Raw genomic sequence first — 21,057 nt, 5'->3', positions numbered from 1 at the left:
CCCCGTCCCGGAGGTGACCCTGTGACCGACACCCTCGCGCAGCCCGTGCCCGCCCCCACCGAGGCCGCCACCACCCGCGTCGACGCCCTCGTCGTCGGCGCCGGCCTCGCCGGGCTCTACATGCTCCACCGGTTCCGCGGCCTCGGGCTGCGCACCGTCGTCCTCGAGGCGGGCGACGACATCGGCGGCACGTGGTTCTGGAACCGCTACCCCGGCGCGCGGTGCGACGTCGAGAGCATGGAGTACTCCTACTCGTTCTCCCCGGAGCTCGAGCAGGAGTGGGACTGGAGCGAGAAGTACCCGACGCAGCCGGAGATCCTGCGCTACGTCCACCATGTCGCCGACCGCTTCGGCCTGCGGGACGGCGTGCGGCTGGGGACCCGTGTCGCCGCCGCGCATTGGCGCGACGACGACGGCCGGTGGACCGTGACGACGGAGGCGGGCGAGGTCTGGGACACCGAGCAGCTGGTCATGGCCACCGGCTGCCTGTCGACGTCGAAGCTGCCCGAGATCCCGGGCGTGGAGGGTTTCGCCGGCCGCACCTTCCACACCGCGCACTGGCCCCACGAGCCCGTCGACTTCACCGGGCGGCGCGTGGCCGTCATCGGCACGGGGTCCTCGGGCATCCAGGCGATCCCGCTCATCGCCGAGCAGGCGGGCGACCTCACCGTCTTCCAGCGGACCGCGAACTTCAGCATGCCCGCGAACAACGCCCCGCTCTCCGACGAGGCCCAGGCCGAGCGCAAGCGCGGCTACCGCGAGCACCGGCAGGCCGCGCGCGAATCCGGGTTCGGCGTGCCCGTGCCGGAGGCGACGCGCTCCGCGCTCGAGGTGACCGCCGAGGAGCGCCACGCGCAGTACGAGAGCGTCTGGGGACGCAACCTCGTGGGGCTGCTGACCTCGTACACCGACAGCATCGTCGACGCCGACGCCAACGAGACCGCCGCCGAGTTCGTGCGGGAGAAGATCCGGGAGATCGTCGACGACCCGGAGACCGCCGAGACCCTGTGCCCGCGCGACCACCCGTTCGGCACCAAGCGCCCGTGTCTCGACAGCGGCTACTATGCCACGTTCAACCGCGAGAACGTGCACCTCGTGGACCTCCGGCGCACGCCGCTCGTCGAGATCACCGGGCGCGGCGTGCGCACCACGGACGCCGAGTACGCCGTCGACGACCTCGTGTTCGCCACCGGCTTCGACGCGATGACGGGCACACTCGCGGCCGTCGACATCCGCGGCCGCGCCGGGGTGCGGCTGGTCGACAAGTGGGCGGACGGGCCGGTGACGCACCTCGGGCTGCAGGTCGCCGGGTTCCCGAACCTCTACACGATCACCGGGCCCGGCAGCCCGTCGGTGCTGTCGAACATGATGGTGTCGATCGAGCAGCACGTGGACTTCGTCGCCGACACCGTGGCGCACGCCCACTCACGCGGCGACACGGTCGTCGAGTCCACCGAGGAGGCCGAGCGGGGCTGGACCGACCACGTCCGCGAGGTCGGCGAGTACACGCTCTACCCGCGGGCGGACTCCTGGTACATGGGCTCGAACGTGCCCGGCAAGCCGCGGGTGTTCATGGCCTACATCGGCGGCGTCGGGAACTACCGGAAGCACTGCGACCAGCTCGCCGCCGACGGCTACCCGGGGTTCGTGTTCTCGTCGGTGTGATCGGGCGGCCGAGGTCGCGGGCGTCCGCCGGGGCCCCGAACGTATGTGAGCACTTTCCGGGCCTATAGGCCCGGAAAGTGCTCACATGGGGGGATCAGGCGAAGCCGTCGGGGTCGGTCCGGACGGTCTCGAAGGTGCCGTCGGCGTCGGTGTCGAGCGCGGCGGTGTCGAAGTCGCCGTCGTCGTCCGTGTCCATGAGGACCGTCTCGCCGTAGCCGTCGCCGTTCGTGTCGACCACGCCGGTCTCGAAGGTCCCGTTGTGGTCGGTGTCGGCGACGACCGTGTCGACGCGGCCGTCGCCGTCCTCGTCCGTGGCGGTCGAGGCGAGGTGGCCGTGCTCGTCGAGCTGGTAGGTGCCGACCACGGTGCCGTCGGCCTCGTAGATGGTGCCGTCGGCGGCGAAGTGGCGGTCGGAGGCGCTGGTGTCGGTGCTCATGGCGTGCTCGCTCTCGGTGAGAATCGGTGCCCGGTGCGGGGGGCGTTCGAACCTCTGACGGTGCGGGCGGGCCCGGATGTTCCCCGTTGAGCAGGGAATTCTCTCCGCTCGCCGGGGATCACTCCGAGTGACGACGGCGGAAGCTGCTCGGGGGCTCGTGGAAGGCGTCCTTGAACGCGCGGCTGAACGCGGCGAGGTCGGCGAACCCGCAGCGCACGGCCACGTCGGTGACCGAGAGGTCGGCGAGCCGTGGGTCGGCGAGCGCGCGCTGCCCGTGCTCGAGTCGCCGGCGGCGCACCAGCCGGCCCACGGTCGTCGACGCCTCGGCGAAGGCGCGGTGCAGCTGGCGGGTCGAGACGAAGTGCGCGCGGGCGATGGTCTCGGGCCCGAGGTCGGGGTCCTCGAGGTGCTCGGCGACGTAGGCCTCGACGCGGGCGCGCAGGGCGGCGGCCGCCCGGGTGCCCGTCGCGTCGCGGTGCAGGGCCTCGCCGGCGACGGTGCCGACGAGGTCGGCGAGCTCGGTCGCGAGACGCCCCGCGGCCGCGGGGGAGAGCTCGGGCGGCGCGCCGACGACGTCGGCGAGCGTGCGCCCGACGATGCTGCCGAGGCGGTCGCCGCCCAGCGCCCGCGCGGTCGCCGACCGGGAGGTGCCCGGGTCGATGCCCACGAGGTCGCGGGGCCAGGTGAACACCAACATCCGCCAGTCGCCGGTGAACCGCCAGGCGAACGGCCGCGCCGTCTCGTAGATCGTGTAGGCGCCGGGGCCGAGGAGGGCCTCGCGCCCGTCCTGGCGCACCACGGCCTCGCCGCGGGCGATGAGGCCGACCTGCAGGTAGTCGTCGTCGTCGCGGGCCAGCCCCGGGGTGCGGACGCACTCCTGGGAGGTCGAGTCGACCGTGGCCACCGCGAGGTGCCCGAGCAGGCTGCTGCGCACCGCCCCGTCGAACGCCGCGTCGCGCCGGGTGTGCACGTCGAGGGCGACGAAGTGCTCGCGCAGGAGGTCGCGCCAGCCGTCGACGCGGTCGGCCCGTCCCCGCACCTCGCCCGGGCCGGGCGCGCGCGCCGGCGTCCGGGGGCGCGCGAACGGGCCCACGGGGCGGGCGGTGGTCGCCACGGGCGGCTCCCGGAGGGGGAGGAGGACATCTGGTCGACGGCGGAGTCGGTGAGCGGTGTCGGTGAGCAGGGGCGGTCGCTCGACGCTAGGGAACCGGAGACCTCCTGGTCAACGCCGGGACAACTCGTCGCCCAGCGACAAGCGCGCGACCTCCCCGGGCGGTCAGGCTGTCCCCGGCGGTCGGACCACGGGGTCGCGTCCGCCCGGCCCACCACCACGCGGCGGACCCCCTGCCGCCGCCCGAGCCGCCCGGGAGAGCCCGTGACCGCCCTCGACGACCTGCCGCTCACGCCCACGACCACCACCGTGCGCGCGGCCTGCCCGCACGACTGCCCGGACACCTGCGCGATGGTCGTGACCGTCGAGAACGGCGTCGCGACCGGCGTGCGGGGCGACCCCGAGCACCCGATCACCCGGGGCGGTCTCTGCGTCAAGGTCAACAACTACCAGGACAAGGTCTACAACCCGGACCGCGTGCTGCACCCGATGCGCCGCACCGGACCGAAGGGCAGCGGGCGGTTCGAGCAGATCAGCTGGGACGACGCTCTGGACACGATCGCGTCGGAGTTCCGGTCGCGCATCGCCGAGCACGGCCCCGAGACCGTCATGCCGGTGAGCTACCTCGGCACGCAGGGCATCCTCAACGGCCTGTCGGTGGGCGACGCCTTCTTCCACCGCCTGGGCGCCACCATCACCGAGCGCACCTACTGCGACTCCGGGTCCTGTACCGCCTACGCCGCCACCGTCGGGGCGACCGCGGGCGTCGACCCCGAGAGCATCGTGCACTCGAAGTACATCATCATCTGGGCCTGCAACATGGTCTCGACCAACCTGCACCTGTGGCCGGTGGTGGCCGAGGCGCAGAAGCGCGGCGCGAAGGTCGTCGTCATCGACCCCGTGCGCCACAAGACCGCCCGGCGCGCCGACTGGTACATCCCGATCAAGCCCGGGACGGACGGCGCGCTCGCGCTGGCGATGATGAACGTGATCATCTCCGAGGGCCTGCACGACGAGGACTACGTCCGCGAGCACACGGTGGGCTTCGACGAGCTCGCCGAGCGCGCCGCGCAGCACACCCCGGAGTGGGCGTCGGAGGAGACCGGCATCCCCGCCGAGGACATCCGCACGCTGGCCCGCGAGTACGCCACCACCGACCCGTCGATGATCCGCATCGGCGTCGCCATCGAGCGGCACGCCGGCGGCGGGCAGACCGTCCGCTCGATCGCCTGCCTGCCCGCCCTGACCGGGGCGTGGCGGCACGTCGGGGGTGGGCTGCTGCAGCTGCCGCTGTGGGCGCACCCCGTCAACTGGCCGGCGTTCATCCACCCGGAGATGGCGACGCCGGGTACGCGCGTCGTCAACCAGTACCTGCTGGGGCGGGCACTGACCGGCGAGATGCAGCTGGACCCGCCCGTCACGGCGCTCGTGGTCTACAACTCGAACCCGATGGTGGTCTGCCCCGAGCAGGACAAGCTCGCGCGGGGTCTGTCCCGCGAGGACCTGTTCACCGTCGTCAGCGACCACGTCCTCACCGACACGGCCCGCCACGCCGACATCGTGCTGCCCGCGACGACCCAGCTCGAGCAGCACGACATCATGTTCAGCTGGGGCCACTTCTACGTCACGCTGAACACCCCGGCCATCGCGCCGGAGGGCGAGGCCGTCCCGAACACCGAGCTGTTCCGCCGGCTCGCGGCCCGCATGGGCTTCGACGACCCCTACTTCCGGCTCTCCGACGAGGAGCTGCTCGAGCAGTCCTACGACTGGTCCTCGCCGGTGATGGAGGGGATCACGCTCGCGTCGCTGCGCGAGACCGGCTGGGCGCGGCTCAACCTGCCGTCACCCGACGAGTACCGCCCGCACGCCCAGGGTGGGTTCCCGACGCCGTCGGGGAAGACGGAGTTCCGCTCCTCGGCGCTGGAGGCGGCGGGCAACTTCGTCGTCCCGCTCTTCCGCCAGCTCTCCGAGGAGTACCAGCCGGGCGGGGTCGTCGACCCGCTGCCGCACTACGTGCCGCCGCGCGAGACGTCCGACAGCCACCCGCTGAACCTGCTCTCGCCGAAGTCGCACGCGTTCCTCAACTCGAGCGCGGGCGACCAGGCCATGCAGAAGCGCGTGCAGGGCGAGCAGATGGTGACCCTGCACCCCGCCGACGCCGCGGCACGCGACATCACCGACGGCCAGTACGTGGCGGTCTACAACGACCGCGGGCGGTTCGTCGCGCTGGCGCGCGTCAGCGACGAGGTGGCGCCGGGCGTGGCCGTGGCGCCGATGGGCGCGTGGCCGAAGAACGCGAAGGACCAGAGCACGGTGAACGCCGTGAACCCCTTCGTCTTCGCCGACCTCGGCAACGCGCCGACGTTCTCGGACACGCGCGTGGAGATCGCGCCGGTCTGAGCCCCGAGACCCCGGCCGGTGCCGCCCGCCCCTCGGGCGGCACCGGTCGGCCCCACCCGTCAGCGGGCGGCGAGCAGCGGGCCGGACGTCCGGTCGTCGGGGGTGCGCGGTGCGGGCGTGACGGGTGTGTCCCGCTCGAGGGCGCCGAGGACGCGGCGGGCCGCCCGGTCGGCGACGTCGCCGACGTCGCCACCCCGCCCGATCGCGCGGAACAGGTCGGCGAGCGCGGCGACGGCGGCGGGCGAGAGGGTCAGGCCACCGTGCGGGCAGGCGCGCGGGGCGAGCGCGGCGGCGGCGCGGGTGCAGGCGTCACCCGTGCCGGGGCCGGGCCCGTCACCGCCCGCGGACACGGACCGTCTCCGGGACGGCCCCGGCCAGCGTCCCGGCCGGGGTGTCGTGCCAGACGTGCTGGAACGACCCGCGGGTCCGACCGGACCGGCCGTCGGGGCCCGCCTCGGTCGTGCGTGTCGGCTCGGCGGGGCGCACGCGGCGCCGGGCGTCGAGCGGGGTGTCGGCGGTGCTGGTCTCAGCACGCCAGTGCAGGTGCCACATGGGCGGGGTCCTCCTCGTCCGCCACCGGGACCCGTGCTCGCTCGCCCGTCGGGACGGGGCGCCGGCGATCACGGAGGGTCGACCGTGGCTCGCGGACTGAACACGGCACCCGCGATGGTGGTCCAGGTCACGTATCGCTCGCCACGTGGACGCCGTCTGGACCGAAACAGCACCGGGGTGCTCAGCCGGCGACCGGCGGCCGCCGGTACAGCCCCAGGGCGCGCTCGAGCACCCGGTGGCGCAGGACGACGCTCAGGGTCACGAACCACCCCACGATCGCGACGCCCGCGGCCTCGACGACGGGCGGGTCGGGCGCGGTGAGGCCGAAGTACTCCTGCGTGGCGGGGACGAGCAGGACCACCGCGAACGCCGCGAACAGGGCCAGGGCGAGCCACGTCGGGCGCCGGTCGTCCGTCACCGGCGCCCAGGCCGCGAAAATCCGATGAGGCGGCGCGAGCAGCAGGATGAGGACCAGCGCGCTCGTCGAGACGAAGACCGAGAGCCCGGACTGCGCGCCCAGGGTGGCCGCGGCGGTGACGAAGTCGGGGTCGGTGGCGGGGAGGCCGGTGTACTGCTCCCACATGCTCGTGCCCTCGGGCATGTCCCGGACGGTCAGACCCGTGGTCACGAGCTGGTAGAGGTAGGCGTAGACGGCGGTGCCGAAGCCCGCGGTGAGCACGCCGACGGGGATGACGAACCGCGCGAGGGAGGCCAGCAGGTCCTCGGCCGGTGGCGTGGGGCGCGCCCACATGGTCAGGAAGAACGTCGGGAGCCCGACGGTGAACAGGGTCAGCCCGACCTGGGTCGGCGTGTAGGGGAAGCCGAGCCCGAGCAGGGTGACGGTGAGGATGACCAGCATCTGCGTGGCCACCCGCGCGAGGAACAGGTACATCGACGCGCCGACGCCTGCGATGATCCGCCGGCCCTCGGTGCGCGCGGGCGACAGCGTGGTGAACGAGTCGTCGAGCAGCACGATGTCGGCGACGTCGCGGGTCACCGAGCTCCCCGAGCGCATCGCCACCCCGACCTGCGCGGACTTCAGCGCGCGGGCGTCGTTGACGCCGTCGCCGACCATCGCCACCTGGTGCCCGCGACGGCTCAGCGAGGTGACGATCTGCTCCTTCTGCTCCGGCGCGATCCGCCCGAACACACCGTGGGTGTCGACGGCCTCGTCGAAGGCGGTCGTGTCGGGTCCCTCGAGCGCCCCGAGCCGCGGCCCCGCGATCGCCGGGCCCGCGATCCCGGCGCGGCGGGCGAGGGCGGCGACGGTGTCCGGGTCGTCGCCGGAGATCACCTTGATCGTCACGCCCTCCTCGGCGAGGTGCGCGAGGACGTCGGTGACCCCGTCGCGCAGCTCGTCGGCGAGCGCGATCAGGGCGACGCCGCGCAGCCGGGCCAGGCGGGGCCGGCCGTCGGCCTCGCGGAGCGGTCCCTCGGCGCGCGCGAGGACGAGCACGCGCAGGCCCCGATCGGTGCGCCGGCGCACGGCGTCCTCGCTGACGAGCTGGGCGTCGGCGAGCGACGCGCGCAGCGTGGAGGGCGCGCCGAGGACGAGCGAGGTGCCGTCGGCGAGGGTGATGCCGCTCCAGCGCAGCGACGAGCGGAACTCGACCTCGTCGACGACGTCCGCCGCGTCCCCGGGCAGCGTGGCGTCGCCGGCGAGCGCGGCCGTGGTGGCGTTGGTGCTCGCCACCGAGCGGGCGAACGTGCCGAGCAGGGCCCGCGCGCCCGCCTCGTCGCCGCCGTCGGGCACCACCTCGACGAGCGTGAGCCGCCCGCTCGTCAGCGTCCCGGTCTTGTCGGTGCACACGACGTCGACGCGGCTGACCGCCTCGACGGCGTTGGTGCGCTGCACCAGGGCGCCGCGCCCGGCGATCCGCGCGGCGCCGACCGTGTACGCGACGGCGATGAGGAAGAACAGGCCGTAGGGCACGAGGCCCGACAGCACGGCCGACGTCTGCACGAAGCGCAGCACCGTCGACCCCTCGAGCGCCGCCTGGGCGAGGATCGCGCCGCTCATCAGCACCACGAGCAGGATGAGCAGCCGCACCACCAGCTCGATGCGCCACTGCAGCGGCGTGAGCACCATCGTGTCCGCGCGGGCGGCGAGGGTCAGCCGCCCCGCGTGGCTCTCGGCGCCCACCGCCTCCGCGCGCTGGCACCCCTCGCCGCCGACGACGGAGCTGCCTGAGAGCAGGGGGTCGCCGAGGGCCTTGGCGATCGGGTCGGACTCGCCGGTGAGGAGCGACTCGTCGGCCTCGACGTGGCCCGACACCAGGGGCCCGTCGACCACGATCTGCTCGCCCGCCCGCAGCCGCAGCAGGTCGCCGACCACCACCTCGGCGGGCGGCACGATGCGGTCCTCACCGTCGCGCACCACCGTCACGGGCTCGCGGGCGAGCAGCTGGAGCCGGTCGAGCTGGCGCTTCGCGCGCAGCTCCTGCACGGCGGCGAGCGCCGCGTTGATGATGCCGAGGCCCACGCTGACCAGGGCGTCGCTGTAGCGGCCGAGGGCGAGCAGCGCGATCCCGATGACGAACAGCGTGTTGTTGTAGAACGAGAAGACCGTGGTGCGCAGGATGCGCCCCGTGGTCCGTCCCGACCCCGAGACGGGCGTGTTGGCCCGGCCCTCGCGCGCGAGCTCGCGGGCCCGGGCGTCGCTCAGGCCCTCGACGGTCGCCGTCGTCATCCCGCGTCCCCCGGCTCGTCGCGTCGCACGCCGACGATCGTCCCGGGCGTCCCTGATGTGGAGCTGAAGGGGTCAGGCCGCGAGGGCCCGCCGCCACTGCGCGGTGACGTCGGCGCGCAGCCGCTCGGTGTCGACGTCCTCGGGGTCGAGCATGCGCTGCAGCCCGATGCCGCGCAGTTGCCCGACGATCGCGGTGGCGACGGCGACCGGGTCCACGTCGTCGCGGATCGTGCCCGCCGCGAGGCCGGCCTCGACGTCCTCGCGCAGGTCGGCCCGGAACGCGCGGTCGCGCTCGCGGAAGGTCGCTGCGAGCTCGGACGCGGTGGCGGCCTCGGCCCACAGCAGCAGGAAGGCGCGGTTCGCGGTCGTCAGCGCGGTGAGCCCGTGCACGTAGCCGTCGACCAGCGCGAGGAGCCGGTCGAGCCCGGGTGTCATCTCGGTCAGGCCCGGAACGAAGCCGCCCTGGATCGACCGGGCCAGGGCGTCGACGAGCCCCTGCTTCGAGCCGAACTGGTGGGTGACGATCCCGCGGCTGTAGCCGGCGCGCTCCCCGACGCGGGCGAGCGTCAGGGCGCGCACCCCGGACTCGACGACGACCTCGGCGGCCGCGGCGATCAGGGCGGACTCGGTGTGCTCGCGGCGCTCGGCCTGCGTGCGGCGGCGGGGCTCGACGGTCACGGGGGAACCCTAGCAGGCTCATTTGCGTGTCGACCGACAAGTATGTGAGAGTGATGGGACACCCGAGAGGAGACGGACATGGTGGAGTTGCCGAACGGCGCGGTGGAGACGTTGCTCGCGGAGGACCCCGGGGGTCCCGTGGTGATGCTCAACCTGCTGCGCTTCCGCCCCGAGGGCGGGCGGGAGATCTACCAGCGGTACGTCGACGCGGTGGGCGCGGTGAGCGCGCGCTACGGCGTGGAGATCGTCTACCTCGGCGAGGGCGGGCGTGCGCTCGCGGCCGAGGACGGGCAGGCGTGGGACACGGTGCTCCTCGTGCGCTACCCCAGCCGGGAGCACTTCGCGGCCATGGTCCGCGACCCGGCGTACCGGGAGATCGAGCACCTGCGGGTGGGCGGCCTGGCCGAGGCCGTGCTGCAGCCGACCGTCCCCGCCGTGGGTCGGGAGGTCGCGTGACGGTCGTCCTGGTCCACGGCAACCCCGAGACCCCGGCGGTGTGGGAGCCGCTGCTCGGCGCGCTCGAGCGCGCCGGCATGCCGGGCGGGTCGGTGGTGCGGCTGTCCCCGCCGGGGTTCGGCGCACCGCTGCCCGACGGCTTCGCGGCCACGCCGGAGGCGTACCGCGACTGGCTGATCGGCGAGCTGGAGACGGTCGTCGCCACCGACGGGCCCGTCGACCTCGTCGGCCACGACCTCGGCGGGAGTCACACGCTGCGCGTCGCGATGGTCCGGCCCGACCTGCTGCGCAGCTGGGTCAGCGACACGCTCGGCGCCTTCGAGCCCGACTACGTGTGGCACGAGCTCGCGCAGCGCTGGCAGACGCCCGGGGTGGGGGAGGCGGACGTCGCCGAGCGCTTCGGCCCCGGCCGCGACGTCGACGCGGTGGTGGCCCTGCTCGTCGGGCGCGGCATGCCCGAGACCGTTGCGACGGCGGTGGTGGCGGGTCAGGACGCGGAGATGGGGCGCGCGATCCTCACCCACTACCGGTCCGCCGTGCAGCCGGTGATGGCCGAGGCGGGTGTCCACCTGCCGGACGCGGCCCGGCGTCCGGGCCTGGCGGTGCTCGCCACCGCCGACCACGTGGTGGGCGACGACGCCCAGCGCCGCCGCGCCGCGGTGCGGGCGGGCGCGCGGGTGGCCGAGCTCGAGGGCCTCGGTCACTGGTGGATGGCCCAGGACCCCGAGCAGGCCGCCCGCGTGCTCGTCGGGTTCTGGGACGAGGTCAGTGGTCGTGCGCCGGCGTGACGGGGGCGAGCCACACCCCGACGAGCACGTCGACGAGCCCCGACGCGGCGTCGGACCAGGTGGCGCGGGTGGTGGGCGCGCCCTCGGCGAGGGCCCGCTCGCGCTCGGCGGGGACGTGGACGAGCAGGTGGCGCCCGACGTCGCCGCGCTCGCGGCGCACGGCCGCCGGCAGCTCGGGCAGGCACGCGTGCAGCCCGTCGAGGATGCGCAGCAGGACCGGCGAGCCCAGCGACTCGTCGACGAGGATGTCCCGCAACGTCGGGTCGGTCATCACCTGCGCGCCGAAGCGGGCGTACCAGGTCGGGCTGCCCAGCGCGTCGAGGTGGTCGAAGGTCGGGCGGACCAGGCAGTCGAGCCAGTCGCGCAGGTCGTCAGCTCGATCGGGGCTCCCGGCGATGCGCGCGACCATCGCCTCGCGCGTGCGCTCGATCGCCTCGCCGTGGCGGCGCGCGATCGCGCGCACGAGGTCGGTCTTCGTCCCGAAGTGGTAGCCGACGACCGCCGTGTTGCCCTGGCCGGCGGCGTCGGCGACCTGGCGGTTGGACACCTCCTGGACGCCGTGCTCGGCGAAGAGGCGCTCCGCGGCGTCGAGGATGCTCGTGCGGGTGGCGACGTTGCGGTCGGTCCGGGCCTTGGCGGGCACGGCGCCGAGTGAATCGGGCCCGCCTCGCCCTTGTCAATCGTCTGATTTAGATTGGGCGGGTGACCACGGCTGCGCCGCCCCGCCGCGCCCCCGCGTTCGTCCCGGTGCTCGCGCTCGCGGGCATCACGGTGTCGCTGCAGCAGACGCTCGTGGTGCCGCTGGTGCCGCAGTTCCCCCGGCTGCTGGGCGCGCCCGCGGCCGACACGGCGTGGATCGTCACCGCGACGCTGCTGACCGCGGCGGTCGCGGTGCCGATCGTCGGGCGCCTCGCCGACATGGTGGGCAAGCGGCGGATGCTGCTCGTGTGCCTGGCGACGCTCGTCGCGGGCTCGGTGGTGGCGGCCCTGTCCACCTCGCTGGTCCCGCTCGTCGTCGGGCGCGCCCTGCAGGGCCTCGCGACCGGCGTCATCCCGCTCGGCATCAGCCTCATGCGCGACGAGCTGCCACCCGAGCGCCTGGGCTCGGCCACCGCCCTGATGAGCGCCTCGCTCGGCGTCGGCGGCGCGCTGGGCCTCCCGCTGGCGGCCCTCATCGCCCAGACCACCGACTGGCACACGCTGTTCTGGGCCGCCGGCGGCCTCGGGGTCGTCGTGCTCGTCGGGGTCGTCGCGCTCGTGCCGGAGTCGGCGCAGCGGGCGGGCGGCCGGTTCGACCTCGTCGGCGCGGTCGGGCTCGCGGTCGCGCTCGTCTGCCTGCTGCTCGCCGTGTCGAAGGGCGGCACGTGGGGCTGGGGGAGCGCGACGACGGTGACGCTGTTCGTCGTCGCGGGCGTCGTCCTGCTCGCGTGGGCGTGGTGGGAGCTGCGCACGCGCCAGCCCCTGGTCGACCTGCGGGTCAGCCGGCGCCGCCAGGTGCTGCTGACGAACACCGCGTCGGTCGTCATGGGCTTCTCGATGTTCGCGATGTCGCTGGTCTACCCGCAGCTCCTGCAGCTGCCGACGGCCACCGGCTACGGCCTCGGGCAGTCGATCCTCGTCGCGGGCCTCGTCCTCGCGCCCGGCGGACTCTGCATGATGGCGATGTCGCCGCTCTCCGCGCGCATCAGCGCCGCGTCCGGCCCACGCACGACGCTCATGGTCGGCGCGGCCGTCGTGGCCGTCGGCTACGGCGTCGGCGCGGCGTTCCACGGCTCGGTGTGGGAGCTCGTGATCAGCTCGATCGTCATCGCCTGCGGCATCGGGCTGGGCTACGGCGCGATGCCCTCACTGATCATGGCGGCCGTGCCCGTGGCGCAGACCGCGGCGGCGAACAGCCTCAACAACCTCATGCGCGCGCTCGGCACGTCGTTCGCCAGCGCGGTCGCGGGCGTGCTGCTCGCCTCGCTCGTCAGCAGCGCGGGCGTGCCGACCGAGGGCGCGTTCGTCCTCGTCATGCTGCTCGGGGCCGGGGCGGCGGTGGCCGCCGTCGTGATCGTCGCCTTCGTCCCGCGGCAGCGCCCGGCGCCGCGGGTGGCCGAGCCGGTAGCGGAGTCGGTGGCCGAGTCGGTGGCCGAGCCGGTGGGGCAGCGGGCGGCGGCCGTCGAGCCCGCCGCGCTGCCGCTGGTCAGCGGCACCGTGCGCCACCGTGGCGCGCCGGGTGGTGCGGTGCTGACGGTGGTCAGCACCGACGGCCACCAGCTCGGCCGGGTGCGCGCCGGGGACGACGGCGCGTTCGCGGTGGGGCGGACCGGTGCCGGCCGGGCGCACCTGCTCGTCGTGCAGTGGTCGGGCATCGCGCAGGCGGAGCCGCTGTCGGGCACCGACGGGCTCGTGCGCGACGTCGACCTCGCCGAGCCGGTGCGCGCCGACCGGAGCGCACCGGCGGGCGTGCCCGTCTGAGCGGGCCCCGGCTGACCCGGGCGGGTTCAGGCCGGCGCGTCCCGACCGTCGGCGCTGCGCTGCCGGGCCTCGTCGTGCAGCCACCGGGCGACGTCGACGAGCTTGAGGTTGGTGTCCTGCGACGACCGCACGAGCATCGTGAACGCGGCGTCGTCGTCGACGGTGAAGCGCTCCATGAGAATGCCCTTGGCCTGCCCGATGACGTCGCGGCTGTCCACGGCGCGCTGCAGGTTCGTGGCGTGCTCGCTGCCGTGGAGCAGCATCGCCGCCTGCACGCCGAACAGCCCCGCGGTGAGCCGGGCGTCGTCGTCGAACGCCTCCGGCGCGCTCGCGTACAGGTTGAGCGCCGCCCGGACACGGCCGGGCTCGTGGCTGAGCTGGCTCGACATCATCGACCGGTAGCCGACCTGCACCGCCCGCGGCGCGAACCTCGGCCAGCGCTCGGCATCCGGTCCCGCGAGGTCCTGGGCGACGACGATCCCGTCCTCGGGCGGGTCCTCGACCGCCGTGATGCAGGGCCCCTCCTCGATCTCGCTCTGGAGCTGGTCCAGCTCGGTGACGGCCGGGTGCGTCGGGTCCCGCGACTCGATGTCCCCGTCCCGGGTCAGCGAGATCCCGCCCGCCTCGACGCCGGGCACCGTGTCCACGGCGGAGCGGACGATCTCGCCGAGCGTCTGCTCCATGTCCCGGATCGACCGCTTCGCCGTGAGGTCACGGGCTGCCTGGCGCAGCGCCGTGACGAGCGCCTCGTTGGTGCGCATGGGTGGCCTCCCTCGGGATCCCCGACCCGGATCGGCGACCGTCGCATGCTCGTCGGACAGCACAAGCCGTTCGCCTGACGGCAGTTCCCGGAGGACGGGTCGGGGAAACGGCCGGGGTCCGACCGTCGCGGCGGTGTCAGACCTCGCCGCGCAGCAGGGCCTCGAACGGCGTCGGGTCGGCGAACGGGTCGCCGGTCCGCCGCGCTGCGGGGCGCCCCGCGACCAGGTCGGCGAGCTCCCCGGCGGCCCGGGTGATGCGCTCGCCGAGCTCGCGGCTCGCCCCCGACCCGCCCCAGTCCTCCGCCGCGGCGAACACGCCCGTCGGCACCACCGTCGCGTGCAGGTAGGCGAACAGCGGGCGCAGCGCGTGGTCCAGCGCGAGCTGGTGGCGCGCCGAACCGGCCGTCGCGCCCAGCAGCACCGGGGTCCCCGCGAGCGCCTCGCGGTCGAGGACGTCGACGAAGGTCTTGAACAGGCCGCTGTAGGAGGCCGAGAAGATCGGTGTCACGGCGACGAGCGCGTCGACGCCGGCGACGGTGTCGAGGACCGGGCGCAGCGCGGCGTTCGGGAAGCCGGTGACGAGGTGGTCGGCGAGGTCGCGGGCGTGCTCGCGCAGCTCCACCACCTCGGGCCGGACCTCGACGCCCCGCTCGGCCAGCGCTGTCACCGTCGCGTCGGTGAGCCGGTCGGCGAGCAGCCGCGTCGAGGACGGCACCGACAGCCCCGCGCTGACGACGGCGAGGGTGCGGGTGGTCATCGGACCGTCACCTCCTGCTGCTCCCGGGCCGCGTCACGGGCGGCCACCAGCGACGCGTGGGTCGGGGCGTCCGGCACGTGGGCCGGCTTCAGGGCGGCGAACTCCCGGCGCAGCACCGGCACGACCTCCTCGCCGAGCATGTCCAGCTGCTCGAGGACGGTCGTGAGCGGCAGGCCCGCGTGGTCGACGAGGAACAGCTGGCGCTGGTAGTCGCCGACGTACTCGCGGAAGCCCAGGGTCCTGTCGATGACCTGCTGCGGGCTGCCCACCGTCAGCGGCGTCTCGCGGGCGAAGTCCTCCAGCGCGGGGCCGTGCCCGTAGACCGGCGCCTCGTCGAAGTACGGGCGGAACTCCCGGATCGCGTCCTGCGAGTTCTTGCGCATGAACACCTGCCCACCGAGGCCGACGACGGCCCGGTCGGCGTCGCCGTGCCCGTAGTGCTCGAAGCGGCGGCGGTAGAAGTCGACCATGCGCCGGGTGTGGTCGGCCGGCCAGAAGATGTGGTTGTGGAAGAAGCCGTCGCCGTAGTACGCGGCCTGCTCGGCGATCTCCGGGCTGCGGATCGAGCCGTGCCAGACGAACGGCGCGACGCCGTCGAGCGGGCGCGGTGTCGACGTGAAGCCCTGCAGCGGGGTGCGGAAGCGCCCCTCCCAGTCGACGGTCTCCTCGTCCCACAGCCGGCGCAGAAGCGCGTAGTTCTCGATCGCCAGCGGGATGCCCTGGCGGATGTCCTGGCCGAACCAGGGGTAGACCGGGCCGTTGTTGCCGCGCCCGAGGGTGAGGTCGACGCGACCGCCCGCGAGGTGCTGCAGCATCGCGTAGTCCTCGGCGATCTTCACCGGGTCGTTCGTGGTGATCAGCGTGGTCGCGGTGGACAGCTGCAGCCGCTGGGTGCGGGCGGCGATCCAGGCGAGCGTCGTCGTCGGGGAGGACGAGAAGAACGGCGGGTTGTGGTGCTCGCCCAGGGCGAAGACGTCGAGGCCGACCTCCTCGGCCTTCTCCGCGATCCGCAGGACGGCCTGCAGGCGCTCCGCCTCGGTCGGCGTGCGGCCGGTGGTCGGGTCCGGGGTGATGTCGCTGACCGAGAAGACACCGAACTGCATGGCCGCCCTCACTCCAGGTCGTTGAACCTTCAACGTGCATCCTCGTGAACGATCGAGGACACGTCAACTATTCCGCGCCCTGCCGTGCGGGTCGTTGACGGCAGCACGGCGGGTGCGTTGTACTCCTCGTGGTCAAAGAGATCTCGGAGCTGGGCTGAACAGGTGGTCGTGGCCGTCGGGACGCGTCTGACGGTGACGGAGAGGAGTCGGTATGGACCTGGACGTCGTCGTCGTGGGGGCCGGCCCGGTCGGGCTCACCGCCGCCGTCGAGCTCGCCCGCCGGGGCGTCCGCCCCCTGGTGATCGACGAGCTCGACGAGCCCCGGCACTACGCGAAGGCCGTCGGGCTCCAGCCGCGCACGCTCGAGCACTGGGAGCGCACCGGCATGCTCACCGCGGCCCTCGACGAGGTGCGCACGCTGCGCGGTCAGGTCGTGTTCCGGGACGGCGCGCAGGTGGCGCGCCTGGAGCTCGCCCTGCCCCCGGACGTGCCCTACGGCTTCACCACGCTGCCCCAGTACACGACCGAGCGCCTGCTCGCCGAGGAGCTGCACCGCCACGGCGGCGCGGTGGAGCGCGGGACCGCGCTGGTGGGCTTCACCCAGGACGCGGACGGGGTGACGCTCCAGCTGCGCTCGTCCGACGGCGAGCGGACCGTCCGCACCGGGTACCTCGTCGGGGCCGACGGCGCCCACAGCGTCGTGCGCAAGGGCATGGGGACCGGCTTCGAGGGCGACGCCTTCCCCGAGGAGTACATGCTCGGCGACGTCGTCCTCGACTGGTCCCTGCCCGCCGGGTACGGCGTCCGCATCACCTGCGCGGTGCCCGGGGAACCCGACGACGCCCTCGTCGCCATCCCCCTGCCCGAGCACGGTCGCTACCGCATCTCGATGCTGGCCCCGCCGGAGCTGCGCAGCCGGCCCACCGAGGGGTCCGGCGACGGGATCGTCCACGGGCTCGAGTCCGGCCGCGCGCCCGAGGTGGCCGACCTGCAGGCCGTCGTCGACCGCCTGGCCCCCGAACCGACGACGGTGTCGGACCTGCGCTGGTCGTCGGTGTTCCGCATCAGCCACCGTCTCGCGTCCCGCTACGGCGAGGGGCGGGTGTTCATCGCCGGCGACGCCGCCCACATCCACCCGCCCACCGGCGGGCAGGGCATGAACACCGGCATCCAGGACGCGCTGAACCTCGCGTGGAAGCTGGCGCTGGTCGTCGACGGGCGCGCCGCGCCCGCGCTGCTCGAGAGCTACCACGCCGAGCGCCACCCGGTGGGGGAGGAGGTCGTCGGGCGCACCGTGCGCCACGCCCGCGACGGGTTCGACGCCGACGACCCCGCGACGGTGGTCCGGCGCGAGGCGCAGCTGCTGGTCGGCTACCCCGACAGCCCCATCGTCGGCGCGGAGGGCGAGGCCCTCGGGGTGCGACCCGGCGACCGCGCGCCCGACGCCCGCGGCCTGCGCCGCGACACCGCCACCGACCCGCTGCGGCTGCACGCGGTCCTCGCCGCCACCGAGTTCGCCCTGCTCGCCTCCGTCGACGACGCCACCCAGCTCACCGAGATCGGCGCTGTGCGCACCCTGGCGGCGTCGTGCGGGCTGCCGCTGCGCGTGCACGCCGTGGTGGCGCCGGCGCTCGCCGCGGCGTTCGCCGACGCCGGCGAGCCGTGCCTCGTCGACGCCGCGGGTGACCTCGCCGCCGCCTACGGCCTGCGCGGCGGGGACGCCGTGCTCGTCCGCCCCGACGGCTACGTCGGGTGGACGGCCCGCCCGCTGTCGGAGCCGGCGCTCGCCGCCCACCTCGCGACGATCACGGGTGTGCCCGCTCAGGTCCCGCAGTAGGTCACGTAGCCGGTCGCGGACGGGTCGCCCTGGGCGTACTCCTCCAGCCCCGGGCGCTCCTCGTACGGGCGGGAGACGACGTCGACGAGGCGGTGGAAGGGCTCCGGGTCGCCCGCGACCGCCGCGTCCAGGGCGGCCTCGACCTGGTGGTTGCGGGGGATGTAGACCGGGTTGACGCGGTCCATCGCGTCGGCGGACCCGGCCACCGTCCGGTCCTGGGACTCCAGCGCGGCGCGCCACCGGGCGACCCACGCGTCGACGGCGTCGCGGTCGACGACGAGGTCGCGCACCGGTGCGGCATCCCCGCGGACCGCGGCCGAGAGCCCACGGAAGAAGCGGGTGTGGTCGGGGTGCTGGTCGGTCAGGAGCGTCACGAGGTCTCCGACGAGCTCGGTGTGCTCGCCGACCAGCCCGATCTTCGCGTGCAGCCCCGCCGAGCGGTGCCGCGTGAAGCGCTCGCCGAACGACGACACGACCTCCGTCGCGGGCTCGATCGCCTGCTCGGGGTCGTCGGCGATCATCGTCAGCAGCGACTCGGCGAAGCGGGCGAGGTTCCACTGCGCGGCCTGCGGCTGGTTGCCGAACGCGTAGCGCCCGCCGTGGTCGATGGAGCTGAACACGGTCGCCGGGTCGTAGGCGTCGAGGAAGGCGCAGGGCCCGTAGTCGATGGTCTCGCCCGAGATCGTCATGTTGTCGGTGTTCATGACGCCGTGGACGAAGCCGACGTCCATCCACTGCGCGACCAGCGCCGCCTGGGCCTCCACGACGGCCTCGAGCAGCGCGAGCGCCGGGCGCTCCGCCTCCGCGGCCTGCGGGTGGTGGCGGGCGATCGCGTGGTCGGTGAGGCGGCGCAGGAGGTCCGCGTCGCGGGTGGCGGCGGCGTACTGGAAGGTGCCGACGCGCAGGTGGCTGGCAGCGACGCGGGCGAGCACGGCGCCGGGCAGTGGCGTCTCGCGCATCACCGTCTCGCCGGTGGTGACGACGGCGAGCGCCCGCGTCGTCGGGATCCCGAGCGCGTGCATCGCCTCGCCGACCACGTACTCGCGCAGCATCGGCCCGAGCGTCGCCCGGCCGTCGCCGCCGCGGGCGAACGGCGTGCGCCCCGAGCCCTTGAGGTGCAGGTCGCGGCGCCGGCCCGCGGTGTCGGTGAGCTCGCCGAGCAGCAGGGCCCGGCCGTCCCCGAGCCGCGGCGAGTAGTTGCCGAACTGGTGGCCCGCGTACGCCATGGCCACCGGCGTCGCCCCGCTGGGGACCGCAGCGCCGGCGAGGACCGCGACGCCCTCGGCGCTCCGCAGCGCGGCGACGTCGACGCCGAGCTCGGCCGCCAGGTCCTCGTTGAGCGCCACCAGCTCCGGCGACGGCGAGGGCGCGGCCGCCCAGGGCTGGTAGAGCCCGCCGAGGTCGCGGACGAACCAGTCGTCGAGCGTCACGGGCGAGGCAGCGACGGTCATGTCTCCGAGGCTAACCGCGAGGCGTCGTCGGTATGCCGGAGTCGTTATGCCGGATCAGCGTCGTGAGGCGCACGAGCGACGGGGTGCGCGGCGTGGAGCCGAAGCCGAAGCGCACCGGCGGCGTGACCGGGGTGAGCGCGCCCTGGTCGGCGCCCTCCCAGCGCAGCCGGGCGTCGGTGACGCGGTGCAGGTCCCGCGCGCCGTAGTACTCGCGGCGCCCGCCGCCGGCGCTGCCCACCGTGCGCACGCCGGGCAGCACGCGCCGCGCGACGACGTCGACCGCGGTGATCCAGGCGGGCGCCGTCGCGAGGCGTCCCGGCACCGCGCGCAGCAGCCGGCCCAGCGGCGGGCGCCGCCCGACCCGCAGCGTCAGGTCCAGCTCGGCGGTGGTGACGCGGTGCTCGCCGATCCCGGCGCTGTGCCTCACCGGGCCGAGCCGCACCTCGTCGAACGTGTAGGTGGCGGCCACGAAGTCGCGGACCTGCTCGTCGGGCGCGAGCAGGATGCGCCGGCCGTCGGGGCGCTCGACCATGACGTCGGTGAACGCCCCGAACGGCGAGCGCGGCCAGTGCCCGACGACGGCGCGCAGCCCGGCCGCCGTGCCGACGCCGGCGATCCACCCCTCGAAGCGGTCGGTGTCCATGCCCGGGGCCTACCCGCCGGACGGGACGAGGCGCTCACCGGACCTGCTCGCCGGCCCACGCGGCGAGCACCGAGAAGGCGGCCTGGTGGCCCAGGGAGCCGTCGGGGCCGGTGTCGAAGGCGTGGTCGGCGAAGGGCACGTCCACCTGCCGGGCGTCGATCCCCGCCGCCCGGGCGGCCTCGACGAAGTCGGTCGCGCCCTCGGGCGGGACGAGGCGGTCGCGCGCCGGCACGATCGCGAGGGTGGGCGGGGCCTGCGGGTCGAGGACGTCGGTGCCCGTCACCGCCCGGTAGCGGTCGGGCACCTGGTCGGGCGTGCCGCCGGTGTAGGCGACGGCGAACCCCTGCGCGCCCTGCCCGCGGCGGTGGGTGTCGGCGAGGTCGACGGCCGGGTAGAGCGTCGCGACCGCCCGCGGCGCGGGCACCGGTACCGGCGAGGGGCAGGCCGAGGGCTGGGTGCCCGCGGCCGCGCGGTAGCCGACCGTGACGGCGAGCTGCCCGCCCGCCGAGTCACCGCCGAGCACGATGCGGCCCGGGTCGCCGCCCCGTGCCGCCGCGTGCTCCGCGACCCGCGCGAGCGCGCACGCCACCTGCGGGCCGGCGACGTCCCAGGTGGGGCGGCCGGGGCGCGAGAGCGTGTACTCGACGGACACGGCGAGCCAGCCCGCGTCGGCGAGGCGGCGCATGTCGGCGGCACGGTCGAGCTCCGAGCCCCTCGCCCAGCCCCCGCCGTGCACCCACACGAACACCGGCGCCGGCCCGGCCGCCCCGCGGGGACGCGTGACGGCGAGGTGGAGGTCCTGGCCCTCGGGGGTGGTCGTGTACACGGGGCGCTCGTCGGGGGCCGCGCCCGGCGGCGGGCCGGAGAGCGTGAGCGCCCGCCACGGGTCGACGCCGCCGCCGGCGCCGAGGGTCGCGACGACCACGGCCCCGACCGCGCCGGCGAGCACCAGCGTCGCCACCGTGGCGAGCGCGGCGACGACCGTGGTCGCCCGGCGCGCCCACGGGGACCGGCGCAGCAGCCACGCCCCGACCGTCACGACGAGGCCGAGCACGAGCAGGAGCGGCCCGTACACGACCACGAGCAGGGGCGAGGCGACCGGACCGGCGAGCGCGGTCGTCGGCGCCACCGCGGTGACCGCGGCGGCGAGCAGGACCAGAGTGGCGACGGCGAGGAGCGCGAGCACGACGAGCGACGCGGCGGAGCGCGGTGCGGACACCGCCGGGATCTCGACCGTCGGGTCGTCGGGCCCGCTCACCTGCACCACGTC

General features: G+C 74.9%; 19 protein-coding genes. 6 read left to right on the top strand and 13 right to left on the bottom strand.

Annotation, left to right across the window (positions count from 1 at the left end; translation table 11 throughout):
- Positions 1 to 21 precede the first annotated feature (21 nt).
- The gene (locus ACYX4T_RS13005) at positions 22 to 1,665 is read left to right on the top strand and encodes a flavin-containing monooxygenase (protein ID WP_476014908.1); all 1,644 of its coding nucleotides are present in this window, start codon (positions 22 to 24) and stop codon (positions 1,663 to 1,665) included.
- A gap of 94 nt (positions 1,666 to 1,759) precedes the next feature.
- On the opposite strand, the gene ACYX4T_RS13000 is transcribed toward ACYX4T_RS13005, so the two are convergent.
- Both ACYX4T_RS13000 and ACYX4T_RS12995 read right to left on the bottom strand, forming a co-directional pair.
- A complete protein-coding gene (locus ACYX4T_RS13000; protein ID WP_476014907.1) occupies positions 1,760 to 2,101 on the bottom strand; it encodes a hypothetical protein in 342 nt (113 codons plus the stop codon).
- Positions 2,102 to 2,219: 118 nt separating this feature from the next.
- Positions 2,220 to 3,215: an AraC-like ligand-binding domain-containing protein gene (locus ACYX4T_RS12995; protein WP_476014906.1), complete on the bottom strand. Its 996-nt coding sequence runs from the start codon at positions 3,213 to 3,215 to the stop codon at positions 2,220 to 2,222.
- 261 nt (positions 3,216 to 3,476) lie between these two features.
- Between ACYX4T_RS12995 and ACYX4T_RS12990 the strand changes: the two genes are divergently transcribed.
- A complete protein-coding gene (locus tag ACYX4T_RS12990; protein WP_476014905.1) occupies positions 3,477 to 5,612 on the top strand; it encodes a molybdopterin-containing oxidoreductase family protein in 2,136 nt (711 codons plus the stop codon).
- Positions 5,613 to 5,671: 59 nt separating this feature from the next.
- Here ACYX4T_RS12990 and ACYX4T_RS12985 read toward each other — a convergent pair whose 3' ends face one another.
- The 4 genes from ACYX4T_RS12985 to ACYX4T_RS12970 form a co-directional block, all read right to left on the bottom strand.
- Positions 5,672 to 5,962, bottom strand: a complete 291-nt coding sequence (locus ACYX4T_RS12985) for a hypothetical protein (protein WP_476014904.1) — start codon at positions 5,960 to 5,962, stop codon at positions 5,672 to 5,674.
- Entirely contained in the window at positions 5,946 to 6,164 is a 219-nt protein-coding gene (locus ACYX4T_RS12980) for a hypothetical protein (protein ID WP_476014903.1), read from the bottom strand. Before ACYX4T_RS12980 ends, ACYX4T_RS12985 begins: the two co-directional genes overlap by 17 nt.
- A 181-nt stretch (positions 6,165 to 6,345) precedes the next feature.
- Positions 6,346 to 8,853 (bottom strand): HAD-IC family P-type ATPase, encoded by a 2,508-nt coding sequence (locus ACYX4T_RS12975; protein WP_476014902.1) that lies wholly within the window; start codon positions 8,851 to 8,853, stop codon positions 6,346 to 6,348.
- A gap of 72 nt (positions 8,854 to 8,925) precedes the next feature.
- Positions 8,926 to 9,531, bottom strand: a complete 606-nt coding sequence (locus ACYX4T_RS12970; RefSeq protein ID WP_476014901.1) for a TetR/AcrR family transcriptional regulator — start codon at positions 9,529 to 9,531, stop codon at positions 8,926 to 8,928.
- Positions 9,532 to 9,609: 78 nt separating this feature from the next.
- On the opposite strand from ACYX4T_RS12970, the gene ACYX4T_RS12965 reads away from it, so the two are divergent.
- Together ACYX4T_RS12965 and ACYX4T_RS12960 are read left to right on the top strand one after the other, a co-directional pair.
- On the top strand, positions 9,610 to 9,987 hold the full coding sequence (locus ACYX4T_RS12965; RefSeq protein ID WP_476014900.1) for a DUF1330 domain-containing protein: 378 nt from the start codon (positions 9,610 to 9,612) through the stop codon (positions 9,985 to 9,987).
- Entirely contained in the window at positions 9,984 to 10,775 is a 792-nt protein-coding gene (locus ACYX4T_RS12960) for an alpha/beta fold hydrolase (protein WP_476014899.1), read from the top strand. Before ACYX4T_RS12965 ends, ACYX4T_RS12960 begins: the two co-directional genes overlap by 4 nt.
- Here the strand turns inward: ACYX4T_RS12960 and ACYX4T_RS12955 are convergent.
- Positions 10,753 to 11,418, bottom strand: a complete 666-nt coding sequence (locus tag ACYX4T_RS12955; protein WP_476014898.1) for a TetR/AcrR family transcriptional regulator — start codon at positions 11,416 to 11,418, stop codon at positions 10,753 to 10,755. The genes ACYX4T_RS12960 and ACYX4T_RS12955 overlap by 23 nt on opposite strands.
- 59 nt (positions 11,419 to 11,477) lie before the next feature.
- On the opposite strand from ACYX4T_RS12955, the gene ACYX4T_RS12950 reads away from it, so the two are divergent.
- The gene (locus ACYX4T_RS12950; protein ID WP_476014897.1) at positions 11,478 to 13,235 is read left to right on the top strand and encodes an MFS transporter; all 1,758 of its coding nucleotides are present in this window, start codon (positions 11,478 to 11,480) and stop codon (positions 13,233 to 13,235) included.
- A 26-nt stretch (positions 13,236 to 13,261) separates the two neighbouring features.
- Here ACYX4T_RS12950 and ACYX4T_RS12945 read toward each other — a convergent pair whose 3' ends face one another.
- From ACYX4T_RS12945 to ACYX4T_RS12935, 3 genes are all read right to left on the bottom strand, one after another.
- Entirely contained in the window at positions 13,262 to 13,996 is a 735-nt protein-coding gene (locus ACYX4T_RS12945) for a GAF and ANTAR domain-containing protein (RefSeq protein WP_476014896.1), read from the bottom strand.
- 136 nt (positions 13,997 to 14,132) lie between these two features.
- Positions 14,133 to 14,753: an FMN reductase gene (locus ACYX4T_RS12940; protein ID WP_476014895.1), complete on the bottom strand. Its 621-nt coding sequence runs from the start codon at positions 14,751 to 14,753 to the stop codon at positions 14,133 to 14,135.
- Positions 14,750 to 15,856 carry an LLM class flavin-dependent oxidoreductase gene (locus tag ACYX4T_RS12935; RefSeq protein WP_476014894.1) on the bottom strand — a complete coding sequence of 369 codons (1,107 nt, stop codon included), beginning with the start codon at positions 15,854 to 15,856 and terminating at the stop codon, positions 14,750 to 14,752. Before ACYX4T_RS12935 ends, ACYX4T_RS12940 begins: the two co-directional genes overlap by 4 nt.
- 211 nt (positions 15,857 to 16,067) lie before the next feature.
- Here ACYX4T_RS12935 and ACYX4T_RS12930 point away from each other — a divergent pair, with 211 nt between their 5' ends.
- A complete protein-coding gene (locus ACYX4T_RS12930; RefSeq protein WP_476014893.1) occupies positions 16,068 to 17,693 on the top strand; it encodes an FAD-dependent monooxygenase in 1,626 nt (541 codons plus the stop codon).
- Here ACYX4T_RS12930 and ACYX4T_RS12925 read toward each other — a convergent pair.
- The 3 genes from ACYX4T_RS12925 to ACYX4T_RS12915 are packed head-to-tail and all read right to left on the bottom strand — an operon-like array spanning position 17,678 to position 21,045.
- On the bottom strand, positions 17,678 to 19,144 hold the full coding sequence (locus ACYX4T_RS12925) for a protein adenylyltransferase SelO (RefSeq protein ID WP_476014892.1): 1,467 nt from the start codon (positions 19,142 to 19,144) through the stop codon (positions 17,678 to 17,680). The genes ACYX4T_RS12930 and ACYX4T_RS12925 overlap by 16 nt on opposite strands.
- Positions 19,145 to 19,154: 10 nt before the next feature.
- Positions 19,155 to 19,787 (bottom strand): hypothetical protein, encoded by a 633-nt coding sequence (locus ACYX4T_RS12920; protein ID WP_476014891.1) that lies wholly within the window; start codon positions 19,785 to 19,787, stop codon positions 19,155 to 19,157.
- Between the two features lie 34 nt (positions 19,788 to 19,821).
- Positions 19,822 to 21,045, bottom strand: a complete 1,224-nt coding sequence (locus ACYX4T_RS12915; RefSeq protein ID WP_476014890.1) for an alpha/beta hydrolase — start codon at positions 21,043 to 21,045, stop codon at positions 19,822 to 19,824.
- Between the last annotated feature and the right edge of the window lie 12 nt (positions 21,046 to 21,057).

The sequence above is a fragment of the Actinomycetospora sp. ABD4_176 genome, assembly GCF_056311855.1.
Note: the sequence above shows the minus strand (reverse complement) of the source record. Positions and strands in the feature narration are given on the sequence as shown.